Here is a 14826-nt window from a genome sequence, read left to right as displayed (position 1 = left end):
CCAAACCTTCAATTAAATTCTCAGCATGACGACTAGATTCATAATTAATTGTAGTTGCTTATTTCTTTATTTGCATGAAACCAAATTTCACATTGCTAGATCGGCACAATCGGCCTCAATTCCCTTTACAAATATTTGTAATAAATGTGCACTTAAGTAATTAAGGTGTCATAAGAATAACAGAATACTCACACTCTACTTTTACCAATTAATCACATCTCAGTCACCTCGCTATCTATACCCGATATAATATATAAAATAAAACAAAGAAAGAGTAGTAAGCGTAAATATCAATCAGATGTATACTAAACTGAATTTTCAATATTTTCAGTTTAAAGGAGGATCTTTTCAGCTACTCTTTCTTTGTATTATGAGTTTAGCACTAAATATAAAGCATAACAAGACAAAAAAATTCAAATTTCGCATAATTTCGACATTTTTTTCGCAAAACAATACTGGTCGTTAATTAGTATGGGTTACCATATATATATCCATCAACTTAAGAATTTTATGACGCTCTCAAAATAGAATTGTACATTCTCATCTTGAGAAGTCACTTTTTTATTTTGGGGATATTTTCTTAGCTTGATGGTGATGGAAAGTGACCCCAATTAAGCTAATTCCCCCATTTCGCAGATTTGAGCAAAAACACCCAAATAATATCTTGTTTGAATTGTTTTACTTTAAAATATCTAACTTATTACGCTTCCGTTTATCTTTTCAAAAGCATAACTTCGTTTCGAAAGCTTTGCAACAGAACCAGAAATATATAGTATCACATCAAAGAATATAAATCTATATTGATTTCTTTTTAATAATTTATATATAATTATAATGAATATAAACTAAAAGTCAATCTCGATTAGATATAAGGGGGGAGTATAGATATAACAAAACATTTAGTCGGAAAGCAAGCCCATGTTTCGAAATGAATGAAGTAATGCCAAATAAAAATGACCAAATTAATAAAATTGGAACCCAAATTAGATTACAAAATCGATTTTGGGTATTGGTAAGAAGTCATTCTATTTAATGCTAAATGAGGACACACGGAATAATATCAAATTAGGAAATGTAATATGTTCTTGCTTCCATTTCTTATAGTATTTAATAACTTTTTACTTCAATCTGACTTTGTATAAAGCTTTTCTAACTTGAGAAATGAGCACAGTTACTCCTTTGCTCACAAATTAACTGTATAGCTTCCGATATCCCATTTCTCTATTTAAAATTTTAAATTACATAATAATGGAACGATGCTTCTCTAGATTCTTGATATTTTTGGTGAATTTGTAACAGAACCTTTAGTTACATGAAATATTCTTTAAATACAATATTTTATCATCTTAGGAGGAAACAGTATGAAAGGCTTAAAGTTTCTTTATAAAACTCCCCTTATATTGACAATGAGTGCAGTGTTGATCGGGTGTAACACAGCAAAACAAGAACAGTCAAACAAGGATACAGCTACACAAGAAAAATCTACAGAGAAAAATACGCAGTGGTCATATGAAGGGACTACTGGTCCAGAGCACTGGGGAGAATTGAAACCAGAATACAAAATGTGTTTAAATGGGCAAGAACAATCTCCGATAGATATCAAAACGGAACAAATAAAATCAACAGTTGAGGATTCTAATCATTTGCAAATTAATTATCAACCAATATCATTTTCTATTAAAAATAATGGGCATAGTATTGAGGGGAAAGCAAATAGTTCTGATGATTATCTCACGCTGGGAGAAAGTCGTTACACATTAAAACAATTCCATTTCCATACACCAAGTGAACATCAATTTGAAGGAAAACATGCAGATATGGAACTACATCTGGTCCATCAAAATGATCAAGGTCAGTTAGCAGTAGTAGGTATTATGATAAAAGAAGGACAAAAAAACGAAGGTATTGCAGAAATGTGGGAAAATCTCCCGAACAGCAAAAATTCACAGGGTGATGTGCAGCATACCATTGATATAAAACAGCTTCTTCCTTCAGATCATTCGTCATTCCATTACATGGGTTCTTTGACAACACCTCCTTGTACAGAAAATGTCCAGTGGATTGTGATGAAACAGACAATAGAGATGTCCAAAAAACAAATTGAAACGTTTCATAAATTATTCCCAACGAATAACCGACCAGTTCGGCCAATTAATGGAAGAGAAGTATCGTAAACATAAGTAATTATTGGAATAAAAAATAGTAGTGCGAGCAGCATAGCGAAGGTTTTGAAACCCAGACAATTTAAATGACGATGGTCTTGTTCAATGAGATTATTGAAATGTTTGATGGTACAATACTTTGCACCAGAACGGAAAAAAGCTGCTGTCCTAATGGGACAACAGCTTTTTCATTATGCTACGTCTTCTTTTTGTTCCTTTTGTAGTGTACTATTTTTGTAACCGTAACTGAAGTAGACAACAAGTCCAATTACAAGCCATATTGCAAAGCCGATCCATGTTGTTGCTGGGAGTTGTAATGCTAAGTATCCACAGAATAGAACAGCTAAAGCAGGAATCCATGGTACCAAAGGCACTTTAAAAGCACGCGGTAGTTCTGGTTGTTTTTTACGTAAAATAATTACTCCAATTGATACAACGATGAATGCGAATAATGTACCGATATTTGTTAATTCTGCTAGTTTACTTAAAGGAACAAAACCAGCAAAGAAAGCAACCATAGTAGCAGTAATCCAACTATTGATAACAGGTGTTTTTGTTTTTTTATTTACGCGAGAAAGTGCTTTTGGTAGTAAGCCATCGCGGCTAATTGCATAAAATAATCGTGTTTGTCCATATAACATAACAAGTAATACAGTTGTAATTCCAGTAATCGCTCCTAAAGAAATGAAACCAGCAACCCAATCTTGTTGAATGTATTGTAGTGCAAATGCAACAGGATTCTTCACACCTAACTGATCGTAAGGTACAATCCCAGTTAAAACTAATGAAACAACGATATATAGAATCGTACAAATTGTTAAAGAAGCAATAATACCGATTGGCATGTTACGCTGTGGATTTTTGACTTCTTCAGCAGCTGTTGATACAGCGTCAAATCCGATGTAAGCAAAGAATACAGTTGCAGCCCCAGTTGTTACGCCAGAGAAGCCGAACGGCATAAAGGGTGTCCAGTTTTCAGGCTTTACATAGAAAGCGCCAACGCCGATAAATAGTAAGACAACAAAAAGTTTGATAGCTACCATGATAGCATTAAAACGCGCTGATTTTTTTGCTCCTCTTGTTAATAACAACGTCATTAGAAAGATGATACAGATTGCTGGTAAGTCTATATATGTTCCCGCTTCAGGATTATATGCGCTTGTTAAAGCCGTAGGTAATGTAATCCCAAATCCACTTAATAGACCTTGTAAATACCCTGACCAACCAGATGCAACAGCTGAGGAAGCTAATCCATATTCTAAAATTAAATCCCAACCTAAAATCCAAGCGATTAATTCTCCAAATGTTGCATAGCTATAAGTGTACGCACTACCGGATACCGGTACAGTTGATGCAAATTCAGAATAACATAATGCTGCAAATACACAGGCTAAACCGGATAAAATAAACGACAAAACAAGTGCGGGTCCTGCGTGTTCTGCTGCGGCTACACCGGTAAGAACGAAAATCCCAGTTCCGATAATAGCGCCGACCCCGAGCATAGTAAGATCAAATGCACCGAGTTCTTTTTGTAAAGATGCTCCTTTTTGTTCTGACTGTGCTAATAATGCTGAAATAGATTTTTTTCGAAATAGATTCATATAGATACCTCACTTCTAGTTGTTTTAATATTCTGAAAAATAATATCATTTTGTCGTATAATGTCGAATCTTTGTAGTTCGTATTTTAATTCAAATAAATATTTTTGTAAATACTTATTTCCAGAAAATTAAATCTTTTGAGCGTACCTTTATTTCTTTTCACTTAATCCCTCTGTTCCAAATGTATTCCTTTAAGAGAAAAACTTATATCCCTATATAAGTCATAGGGGATTGTTTGCATATTGACTTTAGTTTTATGTACAATAAAGGTAAAGATATAGTCTGAAACAGGAAGAGGAAAACCATGTCCAATTCATTAGTAAATTTACGTATCGATTTTGCATTTAAGCAGTTATTTGGCACAAATGGGAATGAAGATATTTTAGTTGCCTTTTTAAATGCCATATTAAAAGATTCTTTAGAATCACCTATTGTTGCCCTACAATTAGAAGATCCACATTTGCATCGAGAATATGAAGAAGATAAATTATCAATTTTAGATATTTCGGCTACATTAAATACAGGAACAAAGGTAAATGTAGAAATACAATTGAATAACAATCACGATATGATCAAACGAAGCTTATATTATTGGGGAAGGTTATACACCTCTCAATTGCAAAAAGGAATGCCTTATAGCTCACTTCATAAAACAATTACCATAAACTTGTTAAACTTCGTGATGTTTCCAGAATATGAAGCGTTTCATACAACAGGAATCCTTTGGAATCAGCAACAACAAAAGTTATTAAGTGACGATATAGAAGTTCATATTGTAGAGATTCCAAAGTTACTACAGCAATGGCGTGAAGAGAAAGTTAATCCGTGGGAAGACTCGTTTGTTCGTTGGTTATTATTATTACCAGCGAATGAAGATGAGTATCTCACACAAACATTGGAGGACATTGCCATGAACCAAGATCCGATTTTACAAAAAGCAATGAATAAGTGGGAACGTATGAGTCAAGATTCTTCTTTCCGTCAAGCATATGAAGCAAGAGAAAAGGCCTTAATGGATGAGGCTGCAAAGTTTGCTCATGCTCGTAATGAGGGGAAAAAAGAAGGAATCCAAGAAGGGGTTCAGCAAGGAAAAATACAGATGATTAAAGGTATGCATGAACTTGGTGTACCACTTGAAACGATTGCTAAAGCCAGTAAATTGGGCATAGATGAGGTTGAACGTATTTTAGAACAAAAATAATCAACATCAAAAAAAGAACCTTAATTGGGTTCTTTTTTTGAGCTATTTGTCAACTAAGGGTAGCACCAAATAAATTTTCATAGGTAATACTATAACCTTATACTATGACACTTAACTTTATTTTCTTATATTAGAATTTGATTCGCATAAAAAACTAACATCCAAATTTCTTAGTTTTCATCTCTTTCTGGATTCACTCTATTATAATTTAGACTCATCGTTAAATATCCAATCTATTACTTGTCGCCTCCCTATAAACCATAATAATTTTAAAAGAGTAATCCCAACTGTTATAAAAACAACAAATTAAATTTTTACAAAAGAAAACAACCTGTATAAAAACAGGTTGTTTTCTTTTATAGGGTAAAACAAAGAAAGAGTGAAAAAAAATGCACAAACTTCTAGGGCACAAGAAGTAAAACAATCGTAGAAAACTAAAAATTCTGATATCTTACTAGATAAGGGTTTTTGTTTTCTCTTTCTTTGTTGTTATGAGTATAGCATTAAAAACGACATAAATCAACAAAAAATCTCACAATTCTTATTTTTTCGACATTATGCCGTAATTCCTCCACACATTATTTTTTTAAGCGCTATGTATATTTTATATCTGTTACATGATTATTTTATATATTAGGAAGTAAGTAATTCATCATAACTAATCCTATGGTAATTCCTTTGTGAATCTTTATATATATATATAAAATCATAACTTTTAGAATTGAGGTGACCATCATGAGAAGTTTCGGTTCATTAGTAATTTCTACTATATGCTCAGTAATTCTTGTAATCTCGAACGCCTACTCCTTCTATGATAAATTCACAACTGGAGGTACATATTATTGGGTTAGCGGCATCATAGGCATCATATTCCTTCTATTCTTTATCGCAAACATGCAAGATATCATCAATAAGAATTATAGAACTTCAACAGACTAGGAGTGTATACATATGTGGAAAAAGAGGTTCTGGTGCAAAGATAAAATAAATGAGAATATAGCGCATATATTTCTAGCGGAATTGTATTTTATGCTGTTAGCCCAAACAATTGATGGATGAATTCTTTCTGATTTTGAACAGACTGATCCCGTAAATCAATCTGTTCTTTTTTGATCATATGCATGACTTCTACTCCTGCAAGAATGGATGTAGCTGTGCCAAAAGACTTGAACCCTAACATAGAACGCACACGTTTCTTAATAAAACGATGATCTTGTTCCACTATATTATTGAGATATCTAACTTGTCTAAGCTTTATGCCTTCAGGCATATGTTTTTCTTCTTTCAACGCTTGAATTGCTATAGGATAGGCAGGGTTCTTATCGACTGTTATCACGCGAGGTTTAGAAACGTACGAAAAAGCCAGGGCTTTCTTGAAAAAACACTTGGCGGCTTGTTTATCTCTTGATTTACTTAGATAAAAATCAATGGTATTCCCTTCTGAATCAACGGCACGATATAAATACATCCATTGCCCTTTTACCTTAATATAGGTTTCATCGACTCTCCATGAATCATTTGTTGATTTTAGATGATGTCGTACTTTCTCTTCTAATTGAGGTCCATATTGATGAACCCAGCGCATAATCGTTGTGTGAGCAATGGATAATCCTCTTTCCTCCATCATTTCCACCAGGTTACGGAAGCTTAAATTGTACCGTAGGCACCACCTTACTGTTAATAAGATTAGTTCAGGCTGATAATGTTTCCACTTGAATAGGTTTTGCTTTTCCAAACTGATCACGTCCTTTTTTAGAGTATTAGTATGTCTAAGGTTCAGAGATTAGTTACATAAATCTTATAGTTTTTGCACCAGAACCCTTTTTTCTTATTCCCCCTTTTCAAGGGGATAGACAAAAACACCCGATTTCAAATTCTTTTAGTTGATAGACGTGAGACTACTATTTTAGTAAGTTGACAAAAAATGTCGAAAAATAGCTAAAATTGTCTAATTTTGATTGCTATACGACCTGTTTGATGTTAAATTCGGAGTAATAAGAAAAAGGGAAATGGGTTCGTTCCATTCCCATATCCTACCTTTCGTAATTATTTAGTATGAACACGGATCGAGATTTCTTTCTTCGGGTATGTTTTATATTTATCAAACTCTAGGACGATTTACGAGCACTTATTTCTTAATTTTCAAAAAAATGAAACCGACAGGAAATAGAAATCAATTACATTCATTCATCGAAAGGGCTTTAATGGAACGAATTGAAAAGGAAAGGATGATTTATATGCAGAAAAAGAATAATTTTATGTTCCAAAAACCGATGAAAGTACTTGCGACATCTGCTATTTTGGCAACCACACTATTTACACCTACTATAACAAATAACTTGACAGTTCAAGCTGAAACGGTTGCCGCGCAAACTGAAAATCAATATGAACAGAGGGAGTTTAAACTTCCAGGTACAGGAAGTTACTATGAGGAAGCAGAAAGAGAAAGAAGATCATATACAATATCATATATGCCAACAGGAATCTATGTAAAACCGAATGAACAAGTTACAATTGAGGTATCGGGAACACAAAAGATTAAAGCGATTATTGGGACAACTGAATATGATAAAGAAGCGGGAAAAGAAATTGACCTTTCTCCTGGTTCTAACACGATCTCCTCTCCGAACGGTGGTTTATTAGGGTTTGATAACTATCAAAAAAAAGGAACAGTTACGGTGAAAGTAACACAAGGCGGGAGCCCTGTTCCATTCTTTGAACTAGGGAAACATACGAAAGACGACTGGATTGCAATGATGGACAAGTACCCAGATGCACATGCTGTACAATTGAAATCAGAAAAAGCAGTACTTACCGTTACGCAGGATAGTGCCAAGAAATATATTGTGGATCAAGATCCTGTTCCTCTATTAAAAAAATATGATGAAATGATTCGAGCACAAGATAAGATATCAGGGTTATCTGAAACAGACCCGAATCCGAAGCATCGTCCAACTCGTCGCATTTGGCCTTTTGCAGAAAATCATAAAAAACCAACTTGGGGCATGTATGCAAGTACTAATGGAGTATTTTTCACTACTGCTGGTAACGCAATCGAAAGTGCTTTAGATGTTAATAAATTTGGATGGGGACAAATGCATGAAGCAGGACATAAAAGACAGCAACAGCCATGGACGTGGGATGATCGAAGAGGTACGTGGGAAGTAACTGTTAACCTATATTCTTTAGCTGCACAAAAGCAATTATTCCCGAATCAACCAACACGTTTAGAACAAAATAAGGATTACGATAGAGCCTTTACATATTTAAAACAAACAGATAAAGAATATAAAAATATTGACGACTTGTTTGTGAAACTTGTTATGCTTTGGCAACTTCAATTAGCATATGGTGAAGATTTTTATCCAAATCTTCACAAACTATATCGAGAGTTACCAGAGAGATTACCTAATGAAGAAAAAATACAATTATTTATTTACAATACATCGAAAGTAGCGAAACAAAATTTACTTCCATTTTTTGATCAATGGGGGCTGAAAGCATCACAAGAAACGAGACAAAAAGTAGAAGCTTTAAATAATCCAACATTAATTGCCCCTATATGGGAAGCGACGGATGCTAAACCTGTTAAACCACTAGCTGTATTGTCTAAAAAAATAATGAAAGCAAGTGCAAACAGTGAGGAATCACGTGATCCAGCTAGTAACGCAATTGATGGAAACCCAAATACAATGTGGCATAGCAAATGGAGTACAACAAATCAATATCCATACAACTTAACGTTAGATCTCGGTCAGACGAAAACAATTACCCAAGTAGCATGTCTCCCAAGACAAGATAAAGTAGGAAATGGCCGTATTTTAAACTATAATATTTATACAAGCATGGATGGTAGTAACTATCAAAAAGTAGCTTCTGGAACATGGGAAGATAGTACGACACAAAAATTGGCAACATTCGAACCTGTTTCCGCTAAATATGTAAAAGTGGAAGTAACGAACGGAAAGAATGGATTTGCTTCTATAGCAGAAGTAGATGTTCTAACTGATTCTTCACCTGTTAAACCATAAGTATTACCAAAACATACAATGTGTAACTTTTAAATAAAGTTTGATAAAAAAGCTTGCTTGATTACTAATCACAAGCTTTTTTTGTTTCTTGGGTGTTTTTGTCTATCCCCTTGAAAAGGGGGAATAAGAAAAAAGTAACCCAAAATCCTTACAAATAAGGATTTTGGGTTACTTTTAAAAATAGGTGTGTCAAAACATCTAGAATTCTACTGATATGTTTCAAAATTGATTTAGTTGTAATTTTGAAACGAAAAGACCTGTTTTTTGCTATGTCATTATGAAGACGGTTATTTACTCTCAAGCTATATGACTGTTGTTGATATTGATCCGCTAAATAGTGCTGTCATATGTACCGATGCTTTTTATAATAAGATGACACTACAATTTTCGAATATAATAGACGTAAAATAGAATGGATTTAAGTGATCACGTTTGGATTGTTATAAAGGAGTGTATAAAATGCAAGGGAATCAGATAAGAAAGAATACCTCAAGAACAGTTATTCATAATGATATAAATAACTATCCTTATTTAAACATACCTATGATTATCAATGAGAAAGATGGAAAGCTTTATGAAGTTTTAAGCACCGGTTTTCATACTAATGATGCAGTGGCAATGATAACAACGGACGGTTTCGCTACAACTAGGGTAAATACACCAATCGTATCAGTAAAAACCAATGATGGTAGCATTCAAGTATACCGCTTACCTTTAGAACTGGAATATTGGGTACTTTCTTGTATGCGTGCTGCTTCAACAGGAAAAAATCCGTTCCCATGTAAAGTTGCTTTCGGAATTATAGACACAAAATTTTATGTTGAATTCAAGTAAAATAGGAACACGTTTAAACTCTATGAATTAATTGATATTAAATAAAAAGAATGCAGTTTTTAATCTGCATTCTTTTTATTCATCCTCAGATTCTTCATTTTCTTTCATAGAAAACACTTTAAATTCACCTTTAAAACCTGATTCCTAAATCTAAGGCTTTATCCGTATCCTTTTTTAATAGTCTATGTATTTTTCCCAAACTCTCCGTAGCACCAATATGTGAATTTTCATATTCTTCCCCTTCATGATCATGATTATGACCGAAAAGAATATTTTCATCAAAATCATCTCGTTCGCCATGTATGTGACATACATTTTCCGCACCATATATCTCTTCAAATACATACGTATAATTAAATGTAAGGAAAAAGTCATTTTCTCTATCAATTTCCTTCTCAAACTTTGCATTCAAACGTGTTTTAGATATATCAATAGATCTAAAACAGTCTACAAGAAAATTATGGAACTTTAACATAACACGATAAAATGCATCTGACGTGTCTTCATTTCTAGATACATTTCTAAATAACTCTTTATCATTCTACAAATCAAACAAATCTTCCTGATCACTAAGGTAATCTTCAAACGGCAAATGCGCTAAACTACTCTCTACATTCCACCAGTTATCCCCTTCTACTTCACTAATTGCCTGCCTAATAAACGCTACTGCTTCAGTATTACCAACATCAATTTCCCATTCATGTGTTTGAATTGATACGTCATAAGAAGGCGTTAACTTCCTAGCTCCTGGATAAGTTTTTAAAAGATATTGATGAAAATGCTCATAACTTGTGGGAAGTTTATGATCTAGATCAAAACCATTCCCAAAAACAAATAATTTACTCAAAAAACCTCAACTCCTATAATCCTGCATATTTTATTTTTTGGGATATAAAATTCCCATTGCTTCTACAGTGAATAGCCATTCTCCCCGTTGCTTCCCTTCAGGCCTGTAGTAATTTCTACATGTTCTTTTAAAAAAATAAAAATGAAAGTAAACTTTTATCCAAAAGTTTACTTTTTCACATATTAATAGTTTGGTGTCGCATAGATCGTAAAAGTTTCCCCGATTGAGAATGCCCCCAAAAAATAACACCTACAAACATTTGTAGGTGTTATTTTGATCTATTTAGGATTGTAAAATTTCTCGTATTTCTTCTATACTTAACTTCGTGAACTTTGCAATGTCCTCTACTGACATTCCATTTTTATGCATACCACTAACTAATTGAATACGTTCAGCAAGCTTTCCTTCTTCTCTTCCTTTTTTTATCCCTTGTTGTTCTGCATGAGCAAACTTTGCAGCCTCATCCATTAATGCTTTTTCCCTTGCTTCATAGGCTTGACGGAAAGAAGAATCTTGACTCATACGTTCCCACTTATTCATTGCCTTTTGTAAAATTGGATCTTGGTTCATAGCAATATCCTCCAATGTTTGGGTTAAGTGTTCATCTTCATTCGCTGGAAGTAATAATAACCAACGAACAAACGAATCTTCCCAGGGATTTACTTGTTCATTACGCCATTGTTGCATTAACTTCGGAATTTCAATAGTATGCACTTCTATATCATCACTCAATACCTTTTGTTGTTGCTGATTCCACAAGATTCCTGTTGTATGAAACGCTTCATATTCAGGAAACATCACAAAGTTTAACAAATTGATAGTAATTGTTTTATGAAGTGAGCTATATGGCATTCCTTTTTTTAATTGAGAAGTGTATAACCTTCCCCAATAATACAAGCTTCGTTTGATCATATCGTGATTGTTATTCAGCTGTATTTCTACATTTATCTTTGTCCCCGTATCTAATGTCGCTGAGATATCTAAAATCGATAATTTATCTTCTTCATGTTCTCGATGCAAATGTGGATCTTCTAACTGTAAGGATATAATGGGTGATTCTAAAGAATCATGTAACATAGCATTTAAAAAGGCAACCAGAATATCCTCGTTCCCACTTGTACCAAATAATTGTTTAAATGCAAAATCAATACGTAAATTCACTAATTGTTGATTGGACATGGGCTTCCTCCCCCTGCCTTATACTATTTCTTTCCCTTATTGTACATAAAATGAAAGTAAACATGCAAACAGGATTTTATATCTAATAAAAAACAAATCATTATATCTATGTTCATGATAACATTAAAAATAAGATGATTAATATAATGGAGGACTACAACATGAAAAAAACAAAAAAAATCTTTTATAATCCATTTGTGAAATATCCATTAACTATAATTTCAGCCATTGCAATAATAAATGCAGGATATGATTTAGGATCATTTTTAATAAGATTAAAATATATTTAAGTAATAATAGAGCATTTATTTGATTCCAAACTGAGATGGCTACTGGTATCTATGAACAAAAAAATATAGAAAGAAAGAAAAAAATAAATATAATAAGGGAATGCAAGTATACTAATCTATACTGCATTCCCTTATTGTAATTGTATATCCACTATATTTTTATTCTTCCTTTTCCAAAATTAAAAAACTAACATCCGAATTTCTTAGTTTTCACCTCTTTCTAGATTCACTCTATTGTAATGCAAACTTCTCATTAAATATCCAATCTATTAGCTATCGCCCCCCTATAAACCATAATAACTTTTAAAATAGTAATCCCAACTGTTAAACAACAAATTATATTTTTATAAAAGAAAACAACTTGGATAAAAACAGGTTGTTTTCTTTTATAGGGTAGAACAAAGAAAGAGTGGAAAAGCAATACACAAAAGTGTAAATCACATGGAGTAAACCGATAAATAACACTAAAAATTCTGAAAATTTAACCGATAAGGGTTTTCGGTGACTCTTTCTTTGTTGTTATGAGTTTAACATAAAAAATAACACGAATCAACAAAAAATCTAAAAATTCTGTTTAATTCGACATTTTTTGATATTTTTTTACCCCAACTTTTAAAAATCTGCTATTCTTTATATATATCTTTCACTTTAATATTGTTTTCATTTTAATGTTGTAATACATTCCCCAAGGAGGCTTATTATTATATGAAGATGATCACTACCACTTTTTCATTAACAACTGCTGCAATTGCTACGCTTCTCCCTTCAGTAGTAGCAGCTGATTCTCATGCTGTATCAATACCACAAAATGACAAAGTAAAAATCGAATTTGTAAATTTTGACAAAGCACATCTGTATCAGGATGCTACTACAAATAGCAACTCTATTGGAAATATTACATTCAATACTCCAGTTAAAATAATAGAAACAACACCTGACTGGTATAAAGTAGATGTACAAAATAAAATTGGTTACATGCAAAAATCTTATCTTTCTCCCACAAAACAAACACAACCAAAAAATCAATATATTGTAAATGCGATTGCATTAAATGTTCGTATAGAGCCAAATGCTGAATCTACTATTCTCGGTGTACTACCAAATGGAAAATACATCTCCATTTTAGAAGAATGTGGTGAATGGTATAAAATTTCTTATAATGGAAAAACAGGATATGTGAAAAAAGAATTTGTCTCTGATGGTTCCCATTCAATGGTTAAAGGAACCACCGTACAAGGAAATCCATCTTATTATGTTGCAACTCCTGTATTAAGAGTGCGAAGCGGAGCGGGAACTAACACTTCAATAATTGGATCTTTAAAAAATGGTACCCAATTACAAGTTGTAGAAACAGTAGGTTCTTGGTATAAAATACGTTTCGGTTCAGGCTTTGGATATGTAGCTAAACATTATGTATTACAAAACAAACCACAAGAAACTCCTTCTATTCCAGCTGTTTTCAAGTCCCCAACGAAAGGGATAGTCAGCTCTACATTTGATGTTCGTTGGGGAGAAATGCATTACGGAGTAGATTTCACAGCTCCAGGTGAAGTTCCAATCCTGGCAGCAACAAGCGGAAAAGTAATAAAATCCTACTACTCTAATTCCTATGGAAATGTTGTGTTTATTGCTCATACGATAGATGGGAAATTATATACAACCGTTTATGCACATTTGAAGGATCGTACAGTACAAGCGGGTGATCGGGTTGAAACCGGACAAATGATAGGACACATGGGGAATACAGGACATTCAACCGGGCAACATCTTCATTTTGAATTACATAACGGCGAGTGGAATTTTGAAAAAACAAATGCAGTGAATCCCATACCTTATCTAGTTCAGTAAAGTATTGTACCAAGTATTTGTAAAGAGAACCATTATGGATCTATTTCCGGGTGGTTCTTTTGTTTTCTATGAATAGATTATAAGAATGAACGGTTTTTTATTCGTGCAATCATCCTGCCCATCACTACATCACTTAATAATCCAATTATAAATATAATATTAAAACAAATTAATATAAGTTTACATTAATTTCATAGGAATAACTTCCGCATCAAAAGGTACACCTTTTGAAGGGGTTTTTATTACTTCGTATCCAATGATTGGATTTCAAGAAAGAACAATCCGTCTAACCAAGAAAACAAATTTTTTTGATGTACTCAATAATCCTTCTGATTTTCCTATACAGCGTGAAAATAAAAAATATAAATCATACATTGCAAAAGAAGGAGATACCTGAACAAGAAAAGGAAAGGTAACAAGTTCGAAGTTAGCCAATTCTACATCATATATAAATCCATACAAAATGTATTAGTCTATATAAAAAACCAGTGATATCAGCATATAAATAGGATATCACTGGTTTTTTGAATTTAACATTTTGTATCTTTTGTAAAACTCATGTTTAATTTATTAGCTGCTCCATCCTTTGTCGCAAACTAAATCCCAAGTTATGATGTGGCATAATGAAGATTTTTTCTACTGAAAAAACTACTATCATTTAGACAAGTTGGGATTACACTTGATTTATCCAAAGATAATATTGATTCTATTTACGAACAAATAAAATCACCTATGTCTCTAAAACCACCTACAGAACATCTAGAGGAATTATCCAAGTTAAATGATGAATATAAATCCATAGCACCAAAATATCAAGAAATATTATTCGATTT

10 protein-coding genes and 3 pseudogenes are annotated in these 14826 nt (G+C 33.0%); 8 read left to right on the top strand and 5 right to left on the bottom strand.

Annotation, left to right across the window (positions count from 1 at the left end; all coding sequences use genetic code 11):
- Positions 1–1361: 1361 nt before the first annotated feature.
- Positions 1362–2174, top strand: a complete 813-nt coding sequence (locus NSQ47_RS26750) for a carbonic anhydrase (RefSeq protein ID WP_341038721.1) — start codon at positions 1362–1364, stop codon at positions 2172–2174.
- 30 nt (positions 2175–2204) lie between these two features.
- On the opposite strand, the pseudogene NSQ47_RS28300 reads toward NSQ47_RS26750, so the two are convergent.
- Both NSQ47_RS28300 and NSQ47_RS26740 read right to left on the bottom strand, forming a co-directional pair.
- Positions 2205–2302: pseudogene (locus NSQ47_RS28300) on the bottom strand (IS6 family transposase); the annotation flags it as partial.
- Positions 2303–2353: 51 nt separating this feature from the next.
- Positions 2354–3763, bottom strand: a complete 1410-nt coding sequence (locus tag NSQ47_RS26740; RefSeq protein ID WP_002162378.1) for an amino acid permease — start codon at positions 3761–3763, stop codon at positions 2354–2356.
- A 304-nt stretch (positions 3764–4067) separates the two neighbouring features.
- On the opposite strand from NSQ47_RS26740, the gene NSQ47_RS26735 reads away from it, so the two are divergent.
- Positions 4068–4964 carry an Rpn family recombination-promoting nuclease/putative transposase gene (locus NSQ47_RS26735; protein ID WP_000071773.1) on the top strand — a complete coding sequence of 299 codons (897 nt, stop codon included), beginning with the start codon at positions 4068–4070 and terminating at the stop codon, positions 4962–4964.
- 735 nt (positions 4965–5699) lie between these two features.
- Positions 5700–5903 carry a hypothetical protein gene (locus NSQ47_RS26730; RefSeq protein WP_088099778.1) on the top strand — a complete coding sequence of 68 codons (204 nt, stop codon included), beginning with the start codon at positions 5700–5702 and terminating at the stop codon, positions 5901–5903.
- Between the two features lie 88 nt (positions 5904–5991).
- On the opposite strand, the gene NSQ47_RS26725 is transcribed toward NSQ47_RS26730, so the two are convergent.
- On the bottom strand, positions 5992–6699 hold the full coding sequence (locus NSQ47_RS26725; RefSeq protein ID WP_341038718.1) for an IS6 family transposase: 708 nt from the start codon (positions 6697–6699) through the stop codon (positions 5992–5994).
- Between the two features lie 469 nt (positions 6700–7168).
- Here NSQ47_RS26725 and NSQ47_RS26720 point away from each other — a divergent pair, with 469 nt between their 5' ends.
- From NSQ47_RS26720 to NSQ47_RS26710, 3 genes and pseudogenes are all read left to right on the top strand, one after another.
- A complete protein-coding gene (locus NSQ47_RS26720) occupies positions 7169–8995 on the top strand; it encodes a M60 family metallopeptidase (protein WP_341038716.1) in 1827 nt (608 codons plus the stop codon).
- Positions 8996–9259: 264 nt separating this feature from the next.
- A pseudogene (locus tag NSQ47_RS26715) lies at positions 9260–9406 on the top strand (YolD-like family protein); the annotation flags it as partial.
- Between the two features lie 48 nt (positions 9407–9454).
- On the top strand, positions 9455–9829 hold the full coding sequence (locus NSQ47_RS26710; RefSeq protein WP_078181996.1) for a hypothetical protein: 375 nt from the start codon (positions 9455–9457) through the stop codon (positions 9827–9829).
- A 130-nt stretch (positions 9830–9959) separates the two neighbouring features.
- Here NSQ47_RS26710 and NSQ47_RS26705 read toward each other — a convergent pair.
- Positions 9960–10676 (bottom strand): annotated as a pseudogene (locus NSQ47_RS26705) (AbiH family protein).
- Between the two features lie 282 nt (positions 10677–10958).
- Complete coding sequence (locus tag NSQ47_RS26700) at positions 10959–11855, bottom strand: Rpn family recombination-promoting nuclease/putative transposase (protein WP_098323289.1); 897 nt, start codon at positions 11853–11855, stop codon at positions 10959–10961.
- A gap of 161 nt (positions 11856–12016) precedes the next feature.
- Here NSQ47_RS26700 and NSQ47_RS26695 point away from each other — a divergent pair, with 161 nt between their 5' ends.
- Both NSQ47_RS26695 and NSQ47_RS26690 read left to right on the top strand, forming a co-directional pair.
- Positions 12017–12145, top strand: a complete 129-nt coding sequence (locus tag NSQ47_RS26695) for a hypothetical protein (RefSeq protein ID WP_341038713.1) — start codon at positions 12017–12019, stop codon at positions 12143–12145.
- Between the two features lie 705 nt (positions 12146–12850).
- Entirely contained in the window at positions 12851–13993 is a 1143-nt protein-coding gene (locus tag NSQ47_RS26690) for an SH3 domain-containing protein (RefSeq protein WP_341038712.1), read from the top strand.
- Positions 13994–14826: the final 833 nt, after the last annotated feature.

This window comes from Bacillus sp. FSL R10-2780 (assembly GCF_038006125.1).
Classification (GTDB): domain Bacteria; phylum Bacillota; class Bacilli; order Bacillales; family Bacillaceae_G; genus Bacillus_A; species Bacillus_A cereus_U.
The sequence above is the reverse complement of the archived record's forward strand: the minus strand, read 5'-3'. Positions and strand labels throughout refer to the sequence as shown.

What these genes read in the sequence shown, in the direction of transcription:
- NSQ47_RS26750 (WP_341038721.1), top strand. Translation starts at nt 1,362, where the DNA reads ATGAAAGGCTTAAAGTTTCTTTATAAAACTCCCCTTATATTGACAATG.
- NSQ47_RS26740 (WP_002162378.1), bottom strand. Translation starts at nt 3,763, where the DNA reads ATGAATCTATTTCGAAAAAAATCTATTTCAGCATTATTAGCACAGTCA.
- NSQ47_RS26735 (WP_000071773.1), top strand. Translation starts at nt 4,068, where the DNA reads ATGTCCAATTCATTAGTAAATTTACGTATCGATTTTGCATTTAAGCAG.
- NSQ47_RS26730 (WP_088099778.1), top strand. Translation starts at nt 5,700, where the DNA reads ATGAGAAGTTTCGGTTCATTAGTAATTTCTACTATATGCTCAGTAATT.
- NSQ47_RS26720 (WP_341038716.1), top strand. Translation starts at nt 7,169, where the DNA reads ATGGAACGAATTGAAAAGGAAAGGATGATTTATATGCAGAAAAAGAAT.
- NSQ47_RS26710 (WP_078181996.1), top strand. Translation starts at nt 9,455, where the DNA reads ATGCAAGGGAATCAGATAAGAAAGAATACCTCAAGAACAGTTATTCAT.
- NSQ47_RS26700 (WP_098323289.1), bottom strand. Translation starts at nt 11,855, where the DNA reads ATGTCCAATCAACAATTAGTGAATTTACGTATTGATTTTGCATTTAAA.
- NSQ47_RS26695 (WP_341038713.1), top strand. Translation starts at nt 12,017, where the DNA reads ATGAAAAAAACAAAAAAAATCTTTTATAATCCATTTGTGAAATATCCA.
- NSQ47_RS26690 (WP_341038712.1), top strand. Translation starts at nt 12,851, where the DNA reads ATGAAGATGATCACTACCACTTTTTCATTAACAACTGCTGCAATTGCT.